Origin of the sequence: Lutimonas vermicola (assembly GCF_038433205.1) — a bacterium.
Lineage (GTDB): Bacteria > Bacteroidota > Bacteroidia > Flavobacteriales > Flavobacteriaceae > Lutimonas > Lutimonas vermicola.
Window position 1 is genome coordinate 789505 of the sequence record NZ_JBCDNA010000001.1, and the last position, 19167, is coordinate 808671.

At 39.6% G+C, this 19167-nt stretch carries 19 protein-coding genes; 7 read left to right on the top strand and 12 right to left on the bottom strand.

The genetic code is table 11. From position 1 onward, the window contains the following. Positions 1-50: 50 nt before the first annotated feature. Entirely contained in the window at positions 51-1187 is a 1137-nt protein-coding gene (locus tag AABB81_RS03595; RefSeq protein ID WP_342158684.1) for a cysteine desulfurase family protein, read from the top strand. A 61-nt stretch (positions 1188-1248) separates the two neighbouring features. On the opposite strand, the gene AABB81_RS03600 is transcribed toward AABB81_RS03595, so the two are convergent. Next, the gene (locus AABB81_RS03600; RefSeq protein ID WP_342158685.1) at positions 1249-2085 is read right to left on the bottom strand and encodes an FKBP-type peptidyl-prolyl cis-trans isomerase; all 837 of its coding nucleotides are present in this window, start codon (positions 2083-2085) and stop codon (positions 1249-1251) included. 117 nt (positions 2086-2202) lie between these two features. Next, entirely contained in the window at positions 2203-3972 is a 1770-nt protein-coding gene (typA, locus tag AABB81_RS03605; protein WP_342158686.1) for a translational GTPase TypA, read from the bottom strand. Between the two features lie 181 nt (positions 3973-4153). Between typA and AABB81_RS03610 the strand changes: the two genes are divergently transcribed. After that, positions 4154-4969, top strand: a complete 816-nt coding sequence (locus AABB81_RS03610) for a Cof-type HAD-IIB family hydrolase (protein ID WP_342158687.1) — start codon at positions 4154-4156, stop codon at positions 4967-4969. Here AABB81_RS03610 and AABB81_RS03615 read toward each other — a convergent pair whose 3' ends face one another. The 10 genes from AABB81_RS03615 to AABB81_RS03660 all read right to left on the bottom strand — a co-directional run bounded on the left by AABB81_RS03615 (position 4970) and on the right by AABB81_RS03660 (position 13552). Then, a complete protein-coding gene (locus AABB81_RS03615; RefSeq protein WP_342158689.1) occupies positions 4970-5389 on the bottom strand; it encodes an acyl-CoA thioesterase in 420 nt (139 codons plus the stop codon). A 5-nt stretch (positions 5390-5394) separates the two neighbouring features. Further along, positions 5395-5988, bottom strand: a complete 594-nt coding sequence (gene hisIE, locus AABB81_RS03620) for a bifunctional phosphoribosyl-AMP cyclohydrolase/phosphoribosyl-ATP diphosphatase HisIE (RefSeq protein WP_342158691.1) — start codon at positions 5986-5988, stop codon at positions 5395-5397. Beyond that, positions 5985-6740, bottom strand: coding sequence for an imidazole glycerol phosphate synthase subunit HisF (gene hisF, locus AABB81_RS03625; RefSeq protein WP_342158692.1), 756 nt, complete (start codon positions 6738-6740; stop codon positions 5985-5987). The genes hisIE and hisF overlap by 4 nt, the downstream gene beginning before the upstream one ends. A gap of 19 nt (positions 6741-6759) precedes the next feature. Further along, a complete protein-coding gene (hisA, locus tag AABB81_RS03630) occupies positions 6760-7488 on the bottom strand; it encodes a 1-(5-phosphoribosyl)-5-[(5-phosphoribosylamino)methylideneamino]imidazole-4-carboxamide isomerase (RefSeq protein ID WP_342158693.1) in 729 nt (242 codons plus the stop codon). Position 7489: 1 nt separating this feature from the next. Then, positions 7490-8074: an imidazole glycerol phosphate synthase subunit HisH gene (hisH, locus tag AABB81_RS03635; protein ID WP_342158694.1), complete on the bottom strand. Its 585-nt coding sequence runs from the start codon at positions 8072-8074 to the stop codon at positions 7490-7492. A gap of 1 nt (position 8075) precedes the next feature. Beyond that, positions 8076-9209 (bottom strand): bifunctional histidinol-phosphatase/imidazoleglycerol-phosphate dehydratase HisB, encoded by a 1134-nt coding sequence (gene hisB / locus AABB81_RS03640; protein ID WP_342158695.1) that lies wholly within the window; start codon positions 9207-9209, stop codon positions 8076-8078. Continuing rightward, the gene (hisC, locus tag AABB81_RS03645; RefSeq protein WP_342158696.1) at positions 9206-10276 is read right to left on the bottom strand and encodes a histidinol-phosphate transaminase; all 1071 of its coding nucleotides are present in this window, start codon (positions 10274-10276) and stop codon (positions 9206-9208) included. The genes hisB and hisC overlap by 4 nt, the downstream gene beginning before the upstream one ends. A 5-nt stretch (positions 10277-10281) precedes the next feature. Next, complete coding sequence (gene hisD, locus AABB81_RS03650) at positions 10282-11580, bottom strand: histidinol dehydrogenase (RefSeq protein WP_342158697.1); 1299 nt, start codon at positions 11578-11580, stop codon at positions 10282-10284. A gap of 9 nt (positions 11581-11589) precedes the next feature. Then, positions 11590-12450, bottom strand: a complete 861-nt coding sequence (gene hisG / locus AABB81_RS03655; RefSeq protein WP_342158698.1) for an ATP phosphoribosyltransferase — start codon at positions 12448-12450, stop codon at positions 11590-11592. A 220-nt stretch (positions 12451-12670) separates the two neighbouring features. Further along, the gene (locus AABB81_RS03660; protein ID WP_342158699.1) at positions 12671-13552 is read right to left on the bottom strand and encodes a patatin-like phospholipase family protein; all 882 of its coding nucleotides are present in this window, start codon (positions 13550-13552) and stop codon (positions 12671-12673) included. A gap of 121 nt (positions 13553-13673) precedes the next feature. On the opposite strand from AABB81_RS03660, the gene AABB81_RS03665 reads away from it, so the two are divergent. From AABB81_RS03665 to lysA, 5 genes are all read left to right on the top strand, one after another. Further along, on the top strand, positions 13674-14660 hold the full coding sequence (locus AABB81_RS03665; RefSeq protein WP_342158701.1) for a sialidase family protein: 987 nt from the start codon (positions 13674-13676) through the stop codon (positions 14658-14660). Between the two features lies 1 nt (position 14661). Then, the gene (locus AABB81_RS03670) at positions 14662-15222 is read left to right on the top strand and encodes a hypothetical protein (protein ID WP_342158703.1); all 561 of its coding nucleotides are present in this window, start codon (positions 14662-14664) and stop codon (positions 15220-15222) included. 77 nt (positions 15223-15299) lie between these two features. After that, entirely contained in the window at positions 15300-16514 is a 1215-nt protein-coding gene (locus AABB81_RS03675; RefSeq protein ID WP_342158705.1) for a hypothetical protein, read from the top strand. Between the two features lie 93 nt (positions 16515-16607). Continuing rightward, entirely contained in the window at positions 16608-17837 is a 1230-nt protein-coding gene (gene pepT / locus AABB81_RS03680) for a peptidase T (RefSeq protein ID WP_342158706.1), read from the top strand. Positions 17838-17937: 100 nt separating this feature from the next. Continuing rightward, positions 17938-19149 carry a diaminopimelate decarboxylase gene (gene lysA, locus AABB81_RS03685; protein ID WP_342158707.1) on the top strand — a complete coding sequence of 404 codons (1212 nt, stop codon included), beginning with the start codon at positions 17938-17940 and terminating at the stop codon, positions 19147-19149. Positions 19150-19167: the final 18 nt, after the last annotated feature.

The window sequence follows — 19167 nt, forward strand, 5'->3', positions numbered from 1 at the left end:
TATAACCATTATAAAACTTAAGTACTAAGAAAAATAATTACTTTTGTAATATGAAAAAAATCTATTTCGACAACGCTGCAACAACCCCAATCGACAAAGATGTGGTAACAGTTATGACTGAGCACATGCTCAATAATTTTGGAAATCCTTCTTCATCTCATGAATTTGGCAGAAAAGCTAAAGTGATTGTTGAAACTGCACGCAAGTATATCGCATCTGTGTTCAATTGCTCTCCTTCTGAGGTCATTTTTACGGCAGGAGGAAGTGAAGCTGACAACCTTATTTTGTTCAATGCCGTTAAGAACCTTGGAGTAGAACACATCATTAGCTCGCCTATTGAGCACCATGCCGTACTGCATACTATTGAAGCACTTCGCAGGGATTTTGGTATTGAAGTAACGAATTTATCCATTGACCGGTATGGAGAAATAGATGATAAGGAACTGAGACAGCACTTGCAAAACTCCAGGAAGAAAACCCTGGTCAGCCTGATGCAGGTAAATAACGAATTGGGGAATATCCTGGATGTAGATAAGGTTTGCAGGATTTGTCATGAAACGGGAGCTTTGTTTCACTCAGACACCGTTCAGGGCATCGGCCACGTTCCCCTCGATTTAAAAACAACTCCAATTGATTTTATCACAGCAAGTGCTCATAAATTCCACGGACCAAAAGGTGTTGGCTTTGCCATCGTCAGGAAAGGCCTTAGCATTGAGCCCATGCTATATGGGGGAGAACAGGAAATGGGATCCCGGGCAGGAACAGAGAACACACATAGTATTGTCGGACTTCACAAGGCCCTGTCTTTGGCCATTGATCATTTTACTCAGGATAAAGCTTATATTTTGGAGATAAAAAAATACTTTATTGAACAACTTACCAGTAGAATTCCAGGAATTTCCTTTAATGGGCTTTCAGCTGACCTGGATCGTTCTGCATTTCATATCCTGAGTGTTCGGTTTCCGGTTGAAAAACCCATGCTTTTGTTTAACCTGGACCTTAAAAGAATCGCTGCCTCTGGCGGAAGTGCCTGCCAAAGCGGAAGCAGCAAAGGATCGCATGTATTATCGGCAATTCTCAATGAGGAGGCATCCAGGCAAACTTCAGTAAGGTTTTCCTTCAGTAAATTCAACACAAAGGATGAGGTTGATCAGGCCATTCATGAGATCTCAGAAATACTCGCTTGATAACAAACAAAAAAGGTTGTGAAAATTCACAACCTTTTTTTATATCTATTGACAATACCTATTAACTATCAGCATCCAGATAGTTTGGTATCCCGTCTCCATCAGTATCATCATTGGTTGGGTCACCATCGCCATTGGTATCTTCCTCCCAGGTAACCGTGCCGTCGCTGTCATCATCGATATCGAGGTAATCAGGGATTAAATCACCGTCTGTATCGTCATTGGTTGCATCACCGTCACCGTCCACATCTTCGTCATTGTTTGAAACGAAGTCGCCATCTGTGTCAGAAATGACAACTTTTCCCATATCAAGAAAATAATATATCGGCGTATTAGACGGAATGGATACAGATCCGGAATTCCCATATGCCAGACCTGATGGCATAAAGAAAAAACCATTTCCGGTATTTTCATAACCAAAAGATTCATCCGGGTAGTTTACTTTTTCACCTTCTTTAAAATAAGTTGCTCCATAACGAAACCCCGGAATCGTTTGGGGCAAATTAAACCATGATTTTGAAGCTGTATAACTGGTGTTTTCATCAAACTTGGTGCTGTCTAACATAAAACCCCTGTAAAGTATTTGAACAGAATCATTTCTCGAAGGACTAATTCCAATACCCTCCTGATCCACGTAATAATAAATCTTATAATTGATGTCATTATAAACAACAGCATCTGTAGACACAATATCATACAGAGGTGTTTCTCCGTTCATAATGGTATCAATCTGCTTTTCTTCAGTATAATAATGCGACTGCAGGAACTCTATTAAAACAGCATCATCAATAAGTGCCTGTGCCACAGGATCATGGGGTTCTTCTTTTGGATCGTCATCGTTATTACAAGCAACAATAGCCATCCCAAGAAAGAAGAGGAATACATATTTCAATTTCATTTTCATCATTTTGACGGGCAATTTACAATTTTAAAACTTTTATAGAAAAGGACCATTTAATTTTTAACAAATTATTAATTCATCTTAATCTATTACAATCAAATCCCAAATTATACATTATCTGAATTCGATTTTTCTCATTCTAAGACTGAGAGGCGTGATCTCGAGATATTCATCATCCCTGATATACTCCATGCATTCCTCCAAAGAAAAGTCTACTTTAGGGAATATCTTGGCACTTTCATCAGTTCCTGATTTCCTTACGTTAGTCAGTTTTTTCCCTTTGATCAGGTTGACGCCCATATCTTCTTGTCGGCTGTTTTCGCCAACTACCTGTCCTTTATAGATTTCCTCATTTGGATCAATAAAGAACTTTCCTCTGTCTTGCAACCTGTCGATGGCATAAGCCGTGGCTTTTCCTGGCTCAGAAGATACAATCGCACCATTATTGACTTCGCTAAACTCCCCTTTAAAAGCATCATAACCTCTTAACCTGTGATTGATGATAGCTTCCCCTTGGGTAGCAGTCAAAATTTTATTTCTTAAACCGATCAGCCCTCTGGAAGGGATGTCGAATTCTAAGTGCTGTAAATCTCCTTTGGGCTCCATGATGTGAAGATCCCCTTTTCTCATTGTTACCAAATTAACGGCCTTGCTAGCCACCGCTTCAGGAACATCAATGACCAAAGTCTCATAAGGTTCACTTTTAACCCCATCAATATCTTTGATGATGACCTTTGGTCTTCCCACCTGAAGTTCGTAACCTTCTCTTCGCATTGTTTCAATCAGCACAGAAAGGTGTAATATACCCCTTCCAAAAACGATGAACTTATCTTCGCTTTCGGTCTCTTCAACTCTTAATGCCAGGTTTTTTTCTGTTTCCTTAAACAACCTGTCTCTAAGGTGGCGTGACGTTACATATTTACCTTCTTTACCGAAAAATGGTGAATTATTGATGGTAAATAACATACTCATGGTAGGCTTGTCTACTTCAATCCTTGGCAAGGCTTCAGGGTTTTCCAAATCAGCGATTGTATCACCGATATCGAAACCTTCAAGCCCTGTAATCGCACAAATATCACCACTTCTTACCTTGTCAGTCTTGGCTCTTCCCAAACCTTCAAAAGTATGTAATTCTTTAATTCTTACTTTTTTTGACGAGCCATCGGCTTTACAAAGCATATAATCCTTTCCTGCTTCCAAATCACCTCTAAAAACCCTTCCAATAGCAATTCTTCCTGTAAAGGCCGAGAAATCAAGTGAAGTGATTTGCATTTGAGGAGTTCCTTCTCTGTAAGGCGCCTCCGGAATATTTGCTATAATAGCATCCAATAAAGCAATAATATTATCAGTTTCCTCCTCCCAGGAAGTGTTCATCCATCCGTTTTTGGCAGAACCATAAATCGTATTGAATTCCAACTGATCTTCTGTTGCATCAAGGGCAAACATCAGATCAAATACTTTTTCGTGAACCAAATCTGGGGTACAGTTTGGCTTGTCTACCTTGTTTACCACAACGATAGGCATCAATCCCAACTCTAATGCCTTGCTTAAAACAAATCTTGTCTGAGGCATAGGCCCTTCAAAGGCATCCACCAGAAGCAATACGCCATCGGCCATTTTCAAAACCCTTTCCACCTCACCACCAAAATCGGCGTGACCGGGCGTGTCGATCACATTGATCTTGACACCTTTGTAATTTATCGAAACATTTTTCGATAAAATGGTAATTCCCCTTTCTCGCTCAAGGTCATTACTATCCAGGAGGAGGTCAGTACGTACCTTCCTGTCATCAAGTATTTTGGCCTGATCGATGATCTTATCAACTAAGGTAGTCTTACCGTGGTCAACGTGGGCGATAATAGCTATATTTCTGATTGATTGCATATGTGTTTTTTTGAAAGTGCAAAAGTAATCCTTTATTTTGATTGTCAGTTCATTTAAATGAATAATAATTCATTTGAAATAGCTTCTTAATACTTGATAAGTTTCTTGATAAAAAATCGTTATTGAACATTGAAAATGAATGGATAGCATTATTTTTACCAACTAATTTTCAACGAGAACTATGGATCTTTCTAAGGTTAAAATGGTGGTTACTGATATGGATGGAACCCTGCTGAATTCAAAAAGCGAAGTCAGCGGCCAGTTTTTTAAATTATACGAAGCGCTTAAACCCCATCAAATTCATTTCGTAGCTGCCAGTGGAAGACAATACAGCAGTATCCACCAGAAGTTAAGTGCCATAGCCCAAGAGATCACGATCGTAGCCGAAAACGGAGGATTTATTAAACATGGTGACATCGAGCTGGGATCAATACTGCTCTCTCCTGAACACGTCAAACTATTGATCCCGGTATTAAGGGAAGTTCAAGGGCTTTATACCGTCCTTTGCGGAAAAAAATCAGCCTATATTGAACAGGATGAAGCCAAATTCAAAAATATCCTTCAGGAATACTATACTAAATTTGATGTGGTGGATAATTTGATGGATTTGCCTGATGATGATTTTTTTAAGGTGGCCATTTATCATTTCGAAAGTTCTGAAACCTATATTTATCCTGTGGTAAAACATCTTGAAGGAATTTTACAAATCAAAGTATCAGGGACCAATTGGGTAGACATTGCTGATCCGGGTGCCAACAAAGGTGAGGCAGTTAAAATACTGCAACATAAATATGGAATCACCAAGGAGGAAACCATGGTTTTTGGCGATTTTAACAACGACCTTGAAATGATTGATCAGGCATTTTTTAGCTATGCCATGGCAAATGCGCATGACAATGTAAAGAAGGCAGCCAGATTTATGACAAAAAGCAACAATGAAGCAGGTGTGGAGGAGATTTTGCAGCAACTCGTCAAAGCAAAAGACGCTAAAAATTAATCAGCTGGGCCGGCCCGGATGTATCAGGTTGAGTATATCGCTTTTTATTCTGGTGGGCCTTAGGGTTTTTGCATCTATCAGGCACCATGTTGAAGCTGCTTTTAAAAGAAGCGTATCTTCTTTGTAAATTGATACATGCCGAACCGATTTTACACCTTTTGATTCCCCTACCCATGTAACCAGGGTAAGCTCATCATGCAAAACAGCCTGATTCATATAATCCAGTTCATGCCGCAGGACCACCCAAAAATACTTATCCTTTAATTCATTTTGAGAAAGCAGGTTCCAATGTTTTTCGGATATATCATTGACCCATTGTAAATACACCACATTGTTTACATGCGACAAGTTGTCAATATGGGCTTCCTTCACCTTTAACTTGTAGGAATATGAGACACTATGTTCAGGGCTGTATTCCATGGGCTCTATTTGTGCCTGCCTAGGAGCACTTTTTCCACATCTTTTAACGTGTATCCTTTAGCTTGCAGTAAAATTAAATAATGAAATAAAAGATCTGCGGATTCATCCAAAAATAATTTTTCATCGTTATCCTTGGCTTCTATGACCACCTCTACAGCCTCCTCTCCTACTTTCTGTGCGATCTTATTGATTCCTTTTTTAAACAAGGAGGCCACATAAGATGCTTCCGACGGCTCTTTTCTTCTTTTTTCAATCACGCCTTCAAGGGTGCTTAGAAAACCGAATTGTGATTCATTGGATTCAGCCCAGCAGGTATCGGTTCCTTTATGACAGGTTGGACCCTGAGGCCTGACACTGATCAACAGGGAGTCTTTGTCACAATCATTTTTAATATCAACCAGAGAAAGAAAATTTTCGCTTTCTTCTCCCTTTGTCCATAACCGCTGTTTGCTTCTGCTGTAAAAAGTCACCTTCTTAGTTTCAAGGGTCTTCTCATAAGCTTCCTGATTCATATAGCCCAGCATTAAAACATTTTTAGTCTGCACGTCTTGTATGATGGCCGGAACCAACCCTGTCACTTTATCAAATTTTATAGTCATAATCTTACATTTACCCCATTGTTGTTAAGTTCAATTTTAAGATCCCTTATTTCGATCTCCTTATAGTGAAAAACACTTGCCGCCAAGGCCGCATCCGCTTTTCCAAGGACAAAAGTATCACAAAAATGCTGAATAGTTCCTGCACCGCCACTTGCTATAACAGGTACCTTGACCATTTCGGATATTTTCTTTAAGGTCTCGTTAGCGAAACCATTTTTGGTGCCGTCGTGATCCATGGAAGTAAAAAGAATCTCCCCTGCCCCCAACGAAACAGCTTCTTTGATCCAGTCAAAGAGATCGAGCTCAGTTTGAACCCGGCCCCCAACAAGAAATACTTTCCACTGTTGATCAATCAATTTTGCATCTACGGCCAATACAATGCACTGACTGCCAAATTTATTGGCGAGTTCCCTGATCAATTCAGGGTTCTTAACAGCTGAAGAGTTAATCGACACTTTATCGGCTCCTGCTCGCAATAACATATTTACATCTTCAATACTTGAAATTCCTCCTCCTACAGTGAATGGTATATTTACTTTTCTGGCTACCTTTTCAACTAATTTTACAAGGGTTTTACGTTTTTCCTTCGTGGCGGTAATATCCAGGAAAACCAATTCGTCTGCGCCTTCTCTTGAATATCTGTCGGCCAGTTCCACAGGATCCCCGGCATCCTGCAACCCGACAAAATTAACGCCTTTTACGGTTCGTCCATCTTTTATATCCAAACAAGGTATGATTCGTTTGCTAACCATTTAGTACTTCTTTATTGAATTAGGTTGATGATAAAATAAATTGTTCCAATTGCGCCATGCTGATCCTTTGTTCATAGATAGCCTTGCCGATAATGGTTCCTTCACAACCCATATTGGCCAGCTGACCTAATTCGTCGAAATGTGATATCCCACCTGAAGCGATCAGGCTGATGCCGGGTACTTGTGCCAGAATCCTGCTGTAAAGCTTGAAGGATGGCCCCTGAAGCATTCCATCTTTTGAAATATCCGTGCAGATCACGTATTTGATCCCTTCCTGCTGATAGGTATTGATAAAAGGTATGACTTCTTCTTCAGAAGATTCAATCCAGCCCGAAATAGCGATTTTCTCATTGAGGGTATCTGCCCCCAGAATAATCTTGTCGGAGCCATAAGCTTTTAACCAGCCTTTAAAAACCTCAGGCTTCTTAACGGCAATGCTGCCTCCTGTGATTTGTCTGGCACCACTGCCAAAAGCAATTTTCAAATCCTGATCAGACTTGAGCCCCCCGCCAAAATCTATTTCCAAATTGGTTTTGGAGGCAATTTGCTCAAGGACCTTATAGTTCACAATGTGCTGGCTTTTAGCGCCATCCAGGTCAACCAGATGCAAATGACGTATCCCAACTCCTTCAAAGGCTTTAGCCACCTCCAAAGGGTTTTCATTATAGATCTTTTTTGTGGCATAGTCTCCTTTTGAGAGCCGTACACATTTGCCTTCGATGATATCAATTGCCGGGATTATTCTCATGCTAAACCGCGTTTATAAAATTCTTCAATATTTGTTCTCCAATGTCTCCGCTCTTTTCGGGATGAAACTGACAGGCATAAAAATTATCCTTATGAATGGCTCCTGCGTATTTGATACCGTAGTCGGTATTTGCAATAGAGTATTCGTTTATCGGTACATAATAACTGTGCACATAATAAACATACGCCGCTTCACTTACCTGATCAAATAAATGCCCTTTTAGATCAACAATCTGATTCCAGCCAATATGGGGTACCTTTAAATCAACATTGAATTTTTTGACCACTACCGGAAATATCCCAAGGCAGTCGGTATCATTTTCCTCGGAGTGCTCACACATAAGCTGCATTCCCAAACATATTCCCAACACGGGTTGTTTTAACAAGGGGATCACTTTATCCAGGCCGAATTTTTTAATCTCACGCATGGCGCTCTGTGCCTCTCCCACGCCAGGGAAAATCACCTTATCAGCTTTTTGAATGGCATTCAGGTCGTTTGTGCACATCGCAGTATAGCCTAATCTTTCAAGCGCAAACTGGACAGACTTGACATTTCCGGCTCCGTAATCAATAATAACAATGTTCATCTTACAACAATCCTTTAGTGCTTGGCAATATCATCTTTTCCGGGTCTCTTTTTAAAGCAGCCTTGATCGCCTTGGCAAAAGCCTTAAAAATAGCTTCTATCTTATGGTGCTCATTTTGCCCTTCTGCTTTGATATTTAAATTGGCTTTGGCTCCGTCTGTAAAGGATTTAAAAAAGTGATAGAACATTTCAGTGGGCATGTCACCTATTTTTTCCCTTTTAAATTCCGCTTCCCATACCAGCCAGTTCCTACCTCCAAAATCTATAGCGACCTGGGCCAGGCAATCGTCCATGGGCAAGGTAAATCCATAGCGTTCCATACCCCTTTTATCCTGAAGTGCAAGGGCAAAGGCTTCTCCAAGTGCTATGGCGGTGTCCTCCATGGTATGGTGTTCATCCACTTCAAGATCACCCTTTACGCTTATCTCCAGGTCCATATTGCCATGTCGGGCAATCTGGTCCAGCATATGGTCAAAGAACCCCAATCCTGTCTTGATACTGCTCTTTCCTGTTCCATCAAGATTCAACTTGACAAAAATATCAGTCTCTTTGGTTTTTCTCAAAATCTCAGCCGTTCGCGCTTTCAATTTAAGAAATTCGTAAATTTCCTTCCAGCTTTCAGTTTCCAGAGCGATAAAACTCATGATTTCACGATCCGAGACCAAAGTTTCCCCTTCCCCAAGATTTGTGTGGTTGTTGACAAAAATACCCTTGGCATTAAGGTTCTTTGCCAGTTCCATATCGGTCATTCTGTCGCCTATTACAAAAGAATTTTCCAAGTCATAGCTTTCTGAGAAGTACGCTCCTAGCAATCCGGTTTGTGGTTTTCGGTTTGGCGAATTGTCTTTTGGAAAACTTCTGTCAATGAATTGTTTTTCAAAATAAACACCTTCACCGGCAAACGTATCCATAATAAAATTGTGGACAGGATAAAATGTGTTTTCCGGAAAAGATGGCGTACCCAATCCGTCCTGGTTGGTCACCATGACCAATTCATAATCAAGTTCAGTGGCTATTTTTGATAAATAGAACAAAGCCATTGGATAGAATTCTAGTTTTTCAAAACTGTCGATCTGTTCATCTTCAGGTTCTCTAATCATCGTACCATCTCTGTCTATAAATAATACTCTTTTCATGAGTTCAAGTTTTTATTTGTGTCCAAATACAGAAGGCTTTTCATCAATCTTGTGTTCTCCTTTGAAGTCCCTACCGTAATCCTAAGGCAGTTTTCACATAAGGGCTCTTTGCTGCGGTTTCTAATGATCAATTCTCTTCCAATAAGCTGCTGATACCTTTTATCGGCGTCATCCACCTTGACCAAAATAAAATTACTGTCCGAAGGATAAATTTTTTCAACAAATCCGATCTTGAGTAAATCATTTGCCAGCTGTTCCCTGTTGCTTACTATTTGAAGAATCTGCTGCTCCCTTACTTTTTTATTTTCCAGGTACTTCAAGGCAGTGGTTTGTGTTAACACATTGACATTATAAGGCATTTTTACCTTTTTTAGCAGATCGATAATCCTGCTGTCTGCATAGCAAACCCCCAGCCTGATGCCGGCAAGTCCGAAGGCTTTTGAAAAGGTTTGGCTTACAATTAAATTATTGTATTGATCAAGCTTAGTGATCCAGCTTTGTTCTTGAGCAAAATCTATGTATGCCTCGTCAATAACCACTATTACTCCCAGCTCCAGCAAGGCTTTTATATCAGCTGCCTTCATAAGGTTTCCTGTAGGGTTGTTTGGCGAACAGATAAAAATCGCTTTGGTAGAATCGTCCATGGCTTTGGTGATCGCTGCGACATCGAGTTGAAAATCAGTTGTTAAAGACACTTCCCTGCACCCAATATTGTTTAGGTTTGACAATACTTTAAACATCCCGAATGTAGGCGTGTTTATAATGATATTATCTTTCCCGGGCTCAAAAAAAACGCGGAAAATCATGTCGAGAACTTCATCGCTTCCATTGCCCAGCAAGATGTTCTCCACGGGTATATTCTTAATCTCTGAAATTTTTTGTTTTAGCAGTAACTGATTCGGGTCAGGGTAGCGATTCAGGCCATTGTCATATGGATTCTCATTGGCATCCAGATAAATCAATTCACGGTCAAAGTCTTTGAATTCATCCTTTGCCGAAGCATAAGGTTTTAATTCCCTTACCGATCCCCTTGCCATCTCTAATATGTTGATTTTCTCCCTTGACATAACCCTTAGTTTTTTGTGTTGTCACTGATGCTGTCCAACCGTAAAGTCACTGCATTTTTATGCGCAAAGAGGCCTTCTGCCTCAGCCATAAGCTCAATAGCGGTTCCGATTTGTACAAGGCCTTCTTTAGAGATTTCCTGAAAACTGACCGTTTTTTGAAAGGCCTCCAGGTTTACACCACTAAAATTCCTGGCATAACCATTTGTGGGCAAGGTATGATTTGTGCCTGATGCATAATCTCCTGCACTTTCAGGGCTGTAGTTTCCTACAAATACTGAGCCGGCATTTTTAATCATGGGTATAATCCTGGCGTTATCAGTTGTACTCAGAATAAGGTGCTCTGGTGCATATAAATTGATCAGGTCAATGGCATCTTTTTCAGAGCTGCAATAAATCAATTTTGAATTTTCGATGGCCTTTGTTGCAATATCTTTTCTCGGAAGTTTCTTTAATTGCTCATCCAGTTCCTTCTCAATCTCTCCTAACTTCTCCATAGACCTGCAAACCAATACAACCTGACTATCAACGCCGTGTTCGGCCTGAGAAAGCAAATCGGCAGCCATAAAGCTTGCATTTGCGCTGTCATCGGCATATACGAGCAACTCACTCGGACCGGCAGGTAAATCAATGGTGACACCAAATTTCATTGCCATCTGTTTTGCTACTGTAACATATTGATTACCGGGCCCAAATATTTTATAGACCTGTGGTATCGATTCAGTGCCAAATGTCATGGCGGCTATGGCCTGTATCCCTCCGACTTTGAATATTTTCTTGATACCGCACAAATCAGCCGTATAGAGCACAGCAGGATGAATGTTTCCTTCTGCATCGCAAGGCGTGCACATCACTACTTCTTCGCATCCGGCAATGTTAGCGGGAACTGCGAGCATCAGAATTGTCGAAAATAATGGCGCTGTACCTCCCGGAATATACAAACCAACTTTTTCAATCGCTCTTTTCTCCTGCCAGCAGATGACCCCTTTGGCCGTTTCAATCTTTTTAGGAAGCACTTGCTGTGAGGCGTGAAAGGCCTCTATATTTGATTTGGCAAGTTCTATGGCATTTTTAAGTTCCACACTCAAAGTGTCCTTTGCATGGTCAATTGCCGATTGATCCACCTCTAGCCGAGATAAGTCAGCCTTATCAAACTCCTTTGTGTATTTTTTAACTGCAAGGTCACCCTCATCCGCAATTTCCGTGAAAATCTTTGCTACAAGGGGTTCAAGAGAAGCATAGCTTTGCGTAGGCCTTTTTAAAATAGCTGCCCAGGTTTCTTTATCAGGATCAAGTATTTTTTTCATGTTGCCGGTTTAAATGACCATTTTTTCTATTGGTGCTACCAGAATTCCTTCGGCGCCAAGTTGCTGTAACTCATCTATGACTTCCCAAAATTTATTCTTTTCAATCACCGTGTGTATTGAACTCCATCCCTCTTCTGCCAAAGGAAGTACCGTCGGACTTCGCATACCCGGCAAGATCGAAATAACTTCCTCGATCTTATCATTGGGAACATTCATCAAAATATACTTAAAATTTCGAGCCTTCAACACTGATTGCAGCCTAAACCGCAGCTTGTCCAAGGTTTCCTTTTTCTTTGCACTGATCAAAGGCGAGACCGCCAAAACAGCTTCCGATTTGGCAATGACTTCAACTTCCTTTAAGTTATTCTTAAATAATGTACTCCCGCTGCTTACGATATCGCAAATCGCATCAGCCAAACCAATATTTGGTGCGATCTCAACGGACCCTGATATGTTGTGAAGTTCTGCTTCTATACCCTTTTCCTTGAGAAATAAATTCAAGGTATTTGGATAAGAAGTTGCGATCTTCTTATGATTCAGATCATGAATATTATTATACTCGAATGTTTTTGGTACCGCAAGCGAAACCCTGCATTTTGAAAAAGAAAGCCTTTCGAGGATGTCTATGCGTCCGCTGTCTTTTTCGACCAGTAAATTCTCACCTATGATGGCTATATCCACCACCCCATCGATTAAATACTGAGGGATGTCACTGTTTCTCAAATAAAGGATCTCCATGGGGAAATTAGATACAGTCGCTCTTAATTGATCCAAGCCATTACTGACCGATATCCCGCATTCTTTCAATATTTTCAGGGAATCTTCATTGAGCCTTCCCGATTTCTGAATGGCAATTTTTAATCTTTCCATTGTTATAAATTGTGTCTAAGCATCAAAATAGGTCATAAAAAAACCCGCCTGAATGCTCAAACGGGTTCAAATATTTTGACTTTAAATCACAACATCTTCAGCTCGCCTGAGTGCAAGTATAAAAATGATGGTGATGTAAAGTGATTGTTCTCATTTTGTTAAAATATGCAACAAAAGTAAACATATATTTTAAAAATACCATAACGAACCTGAAAATAATTTAGTTTTCCCTTTCTGCCGCATATATAAATCCTTCAGTCCACCATTTCTTCATTTTCTCCTTTTGAAAAACCAAGGTATTCGATGTTAAAATTGAAGGTGTGTAATACAAATTGAGTTTTACATGATGATCCTGTGCTTCAAGTATTCCTATAGAAATATTGTATTTTTCTATGTGAATCTGCATATAATTAAAAAGATTTGTAATCAGGCTAAAAGGATTTTTCGAAGGCATTCTGTTGAGTTGAGAAACCTCGGTTTCTAAAATGATGGCATCTATTTCGGTTGCTCCCCTGTATATCGCCTCTTTTATGGGCACCATGTTGGCAAATCCGCCATCAGCATATTCATAATTGTTCTTCACCATTAAACTCATAAATGGGACAAAATTGCTTGAAGCCCAAATAAAATCTCTGAAATCATCAAATGACTCTTCATCCAGGCTCTTGAACTCCACCCGGTTCAGGGTTAAATTTGATACTGTTACCAATAGTTTCTTGCCTGATTCCTTTACTTCCTGCAAATAAGAATTTTTGACATTTTTAGCGATCATATCCTTCAAATGATAGCTTTCACCGAAAGTCTTACTTCCGCTTAAAAAATTTCTGATCGTATTGAAATGATTAATGCTTACAGTGGTATGTCCTTTATATTTTTTTATTTTAAAAGGGCAATTGCTAAAAATCGTCTTCTGGTCTACATTTGAATAAATGTCTTTAAGTTCTGCTACTTTACCTAAGGCAAGATGCGTCAGCATCAAACTTCCCGTGGAAGTACCCAGGAAAAGGTCATAATTATTTTTCTTTTCTTCAATTAGATACTGTGCTATACCACCGGCAAATGCACCTTTACTTCCACCTCCAGAGATCACCAATGCCTTCATTTATTTTATTTTAGTATAGCCTGATAAATATAAAAAAATTACTTTTGAAAAATCTAAGCCTAAACTTATGATTAATTTTTGGAAACTACTTGTATTGATTTGCCTGTTACCCAACCCAACAATGTCACAGCAAAAACCAAGTATTGAGTTTCATAAGTCGTTCAAGCTACCTCATATCAGTATAAGAGCCATCGAGGTTACTCAGGATAATACAGTCTGGTTTGCAGGCTCAAAGGGGCGATATGGACGAATTATCAATGACCAGCTGGAATTAGACTCCATAAGCCATGAAGGAGTTTATCCTGAATTCAGGTCGATTGGATATAACGGGGAATTTGTATTCCTGTTAAGCATAGAAGACCCGGCCTTGTTGTACAAAATTGATCCCAAACAATCCTTGGACCAAATTGAACTCGTGTATAAAGAGGAGGATCCGAAAGTTTTTTATGATTCACTTACATTTTTTGACAACCAAAATGGAATCGCAATGGGTGACCCCACCGAAGACTGTTTATCAGTGATCAAAACATCTGACGGAGGTAAGAATTGGGAGAAACTTGGCTGTGATAAACTTCCCGGAATTACCGATGGGGAAGCTGCATTTGCTGCGAGCAACACCAATATTGCCACCTTTGGAAAAACGGCCTGGATCGTAACAGGAGGGGCTAAAGCAAGAGTTTTTAAAAGCGATGACCTTGGACAAAGCTGGCAGGTGAATAAGACGCCAATGGTTCAAGGCGGAAAAATGACCGGAATTTTTACCACTGATTTTTATGACGGCCAAAGAGGCATTATCATGGGGGGAAATTGGGAAGACAAAAAGAATGGTCGGGCCACCAAGGCAATTACCGCAGATGGAGGCGAATCCTGGAACCTGGTTGCCCAAAATGAGTTGCCTGGATATATAAGTTGTGTCCAATACGTTCCTGAAGGAGATGCGAAAAAAATTCTGGCTATTTCAAGCGAAGGGATATTTTATTCTGAAGATGCCGGAATATCATGGATAAGGATAGAGACAAAAGGATTCTATAGCCTTAGATTTGTCAATGACCAAACGGCATGGCTCTCCACATATGAAGAAATTGCAAAGATCAAATTACATGACTGATATGAAACACCTACCTGCCTTAATTTCTATACTATTTTTAATGATAGGTTGCCAGAACAGTAAATTCGAAAAGGAATTTGACTGCGACACGCCTATGAAATATACCCAGACAAAAACGTATAAAGACATATTGAAACATTTTGAAATTGATGTTCCAAAAAACTGGAAAACAGAACTTTATTATGATGAATATCAATCATCACTTTATACTGCAGATACCACTAAAGAATTACGTGAAACCTTTATTCTTGATATCGCCTGGCATCAGGGAGAATTGGTTTTAAACAAAGATTTTGAGGTAAGGGTCGCTCAAAATGCTTCGAGGAATTTAAATCTTGTCCCTGTTAAATCAGGATTCGGAGATTACCTTGGACACCCTGCTTATTACCATATCGCCACAGGAAAAAGCGAGGATCTCAGCTGGCATTATCTTGAAATTTTTGTTCAGCATAAAGTAGATGAATACTATACTTTTACTGCAAAAATATATGGTAATGAATTTGTAAATGAAAGGATCTGTTCTTCCTTTAGTATTTTCGGGGATTTAATTTTTCTTGATTAAAATATCCCTCCCTTTTTTACGTTTTATTATCGCTATGAGTCGTTTTATTCTCTCCTACTAATAATAAAACAATTGTTATGAAAAAGAAAACTAGCCTTATTGCTGGTTTGGTATTGCTGTTCCTTGTTATTTTTTCATGTGAACAAGAAGACCAAATTGGTGCTTTCAAATCAACAGATTCAGGAAATTCAGCTACTAAAAGTACAAATGATCCGATCAACTTACTCCTTGACAGGGAGGATGTTGAGGATTTGGATTGTGACGAAACCATAAAAAGAGATCTTATGGCTGGTCAGCATATCTATGTTGGAGATGTACTCATCAGAAAAGAAAATGATGAGTTAGTTGTTACCTATGACCTGACATCAACTGATTGGTCATTAAAAGAATCACATGTCTTTATAGGCGACATTAATGACGCTCCCTTTACGAACAATGGAAACCCTAAAATTGGTCATTTTCCGCACCATGAGGATCACGGCCTCGTCAAAGAATATTCTTATCGAATGAATCTGGATGGTTTAAATGATTGCTTTTCAGTGATTTCACACGCTGTAGTGGTTCTAATGGAAGATGACAGTGAAACTGCCAATGAAACAGCATTCGGATTTGGAGACAATGTATTTGACGGAAATCGTTGGGGATGGTATTTGGATGTTTGCAAAACAGATTGCGAATCCAATGAAGAGGGTGAAGAATTTGAAGAGGAAGATGAGGAAGAAGCATCAGCCGTAACAACCGTTGAAGTAGAGGTTGACGAAGGTAATGCAACTTATGATAATGATCCGGCAGGGTCAGGAAATGACAGGATTGATGATTATGGTTGCATGGATGCTTATGCATTTGATCAAAATAATCAAGGTAATTCTATATGTTTTTATGAGGATTTCAGTAGTTGGGGCTGGAGTAATTATACAGGAGTCAACCCGGATCATAATGAACCTGTAGGAATCACCTATACCTACCCAATCTTTGCAAGTGCCTTTCAATGTGATATCACCAACAGTATTGAAATAGGTTCAATAAAAATTCATGTTTCAGGAGGTGATGGAAGGCTGGTGGCAAACGTAACTGTTTCTTTGACGAATACTCAATTAGTGATTAAAGAATTTAATTTTTTCGTAGGTGAATCTGCCTATCCTTTAGATCAAAGCGGACAAGAATCCATTGACCCTCAAGATTTTGATATTTCACTCAGTGGTTTAAATACGTCATCATATAGCGTGAACAATATAGAATGGTACGATGCCAGCTATTTTATCAGTCATATAAAAGTCTGTCCAAAACCCTGATTAGAAACATAAAAAGTAAAAAGATCGTTGTAATAACGATCTTTTTTTTATCATTCTGGTTTAGAATAATTATTTTTGGACAAACTTTAGAAAATGCAAAACATTACCGAAAGATTCTTAAAATATGTGAGCTTTGACACCCAGTCGGATGCAAACAGTTCAACGACTCCAAGCACCGAAAAACAATGGGAAATTGCCAGGTATTTAACTGAAGAACTTAAACGGATTGGCATGGAAGATGTCAGCCTGGATGAGCATGCATATATCATGGCAACCCTCCCTTCGAATGTTGATCATCAGGTTCCTGTTATTGGCTTTATTGCCCATTTTGACACTAGTCCTGATTATACAGCGACGGATGTTAAACCACAACTTCACAGAGATTATGACGGGGAAGATATCGTATTGAATAAAGAGGAAAATATTATCTTGTCTCCCTCCTACTTTGAGGATCTCTTGATGTATAAAGGGCAGACGCTGATAACCACTGATGGCACGACCCTTTTAGGTGCTGATGATAAAGCCGGCATCACTGAAATTGTGACTGCCATGGAATACCTGATCCAGCACCCTGAAATTAAACATGGAAAGATCAGGGTCGGTTTTACGCCGGATGAGGAAATTGGCAAAGGTGCACATAAGTTTGATGTTGATAAGTTTGGAGCAGAATGGGCCTACACCATGGATGGAAGCCAGGTTGGAGAGCTGGAATATGAAAATTTCAACGCTGCCGGAGCGGTAGTTACGGTACATGGAAAAATAGTGCATCCGGGTTATGCCAAAGGAAAAATGATCAACTCAATGTTGATCGCTACAAAATTTATCAATGCCTTGCCCGCAAACGAAATCCCTCAGGAAACCGAAGGTTATGAAGGTTTTTTCCATCTCTCGGAGATCAGTGGATCTGTGGAAAAAACAAAGCTGGAATATATCATCAGAGATCATGATCTCGGCCTTTTTCAGCAAAGAAAGAAGCAAATGCTCAAAGCAGCTCAAAACATAAATGAGTCGCTGGGTTCTGAAGCCATTGAAATTGACATCAAAGATCAGTACTTTAATATGCGCGAAAAGGTGGAACCTGTGATGCATATTGTTGATATAGCTGAACAGGCCATGAAAGACCTGGATATCAAGCCTTTGATTAAAGCGATTAGAGGGGGGACCGATGGTTCACAGTTGTCGTATAAAGGATTGCCCTGCCCGAATATTTTTGCAGGGGGACATAATTTTCACGGCCGTTATGAATACATTCCGGTCGAATCAATGGTTAAGGCGACTCAGGTTATTGTTAAAATAGCCCAATTAACTGCCAAAAAAGTATAAAACACTAAAATTTCACGTAAAAGTGTTATCTGTTATTATTTATTAAAAATTTTGATAATGATGTCAGTATACTACTTTTGCCCACTTAAATGTTATTACTATGACCAACGAGTTTTTGATCTCGCTCACTAAAAAATATGAAAGCCCTTTGTATGTATATGATGCTGAAAAGATCATTTCCCAATACAACAAACTTACAAATGCATTTGCATCAGTTAAAAATTTGAAGATCAACTATGCGGTAAAAGCACTATCCAATCTAAGCATTTTAAAAGTTTTTAAATCACTCAATGCAGGCCTGGACACCGTTTCGGTGCAGGAAGTGCAATTGGGATTAAAAGCAGGCTTCGATCCCAAGGACATTATATTTACCCCTAATGGCGTATCTCTTGATGAAATTGAGCAGGCGATGGATCTTGGCGTTCAAATCAACATAGATAATATTTCCATATTGGAGCAGTTTGGACAAAAGCATCCGGAGGTCCCTGTTTGCATCAGGATGAACCCTCATGTGATGGCTGGAGGCAATCAAAAAATCTCTGTAGGCCATATCGATTCCAAATTCGGAATATCCATTCATCAGCTGCCTCATATCCTTAGGGTGGTAGAAAATACAGGTATGCTCATAACCGGGGTGCATATGCATACGGGATCAGACATTTATGATATCGATGCCTTTTTACGCGCCACCGAAATACTCTTTAATGTTGCCTTGTCTTTTCCTGATCTGGAATATATAGATTTTGGCAGTGGTTTTAAAGTACCCTATAAAGAAGGAGATATTCAAACCGATATCGATGAACTGGGAGAGAAACTATCCAAAAGGTTCAATGCATTTTGCACAGAATACGGCAGGAATCTTACCCTTATGTTCGAGCCCGGAAAATTTCTCGTCAGCGAAGCCGGTCAGTTTCTGGCACAGGTCAATGTTGTAAAACAGACAACATCAACAGTTTTCGCCAGTGTAGACAGCGGCTTAAACCACCTGATACGACCGATGTTTTACGATTCTTATCACCATATAGAAAATATTTCAAATCCTGAAGGAAAGAAAAGGTTTTATACCGTAGTGGGATATATCTGTGAAACAGACACTTTTGGAACCAATCGTCAAATTTGTGAAATCAAAGAGGGCGATATCCTAAGTTTTAAAAATGCAGGTGCATATTGCTATTCCATGGCTTCCAACTACAACTCACGATACAGACCGGCTGAAGTGATGGTGTACAAGGGCAAAGATTATCTGATCAGAGAAAGAGAAACGATTGAAGACATCATCAACAAACAGGTACTGGTGACAATTGATCTGTAAATACTCGAGGTCTAATCT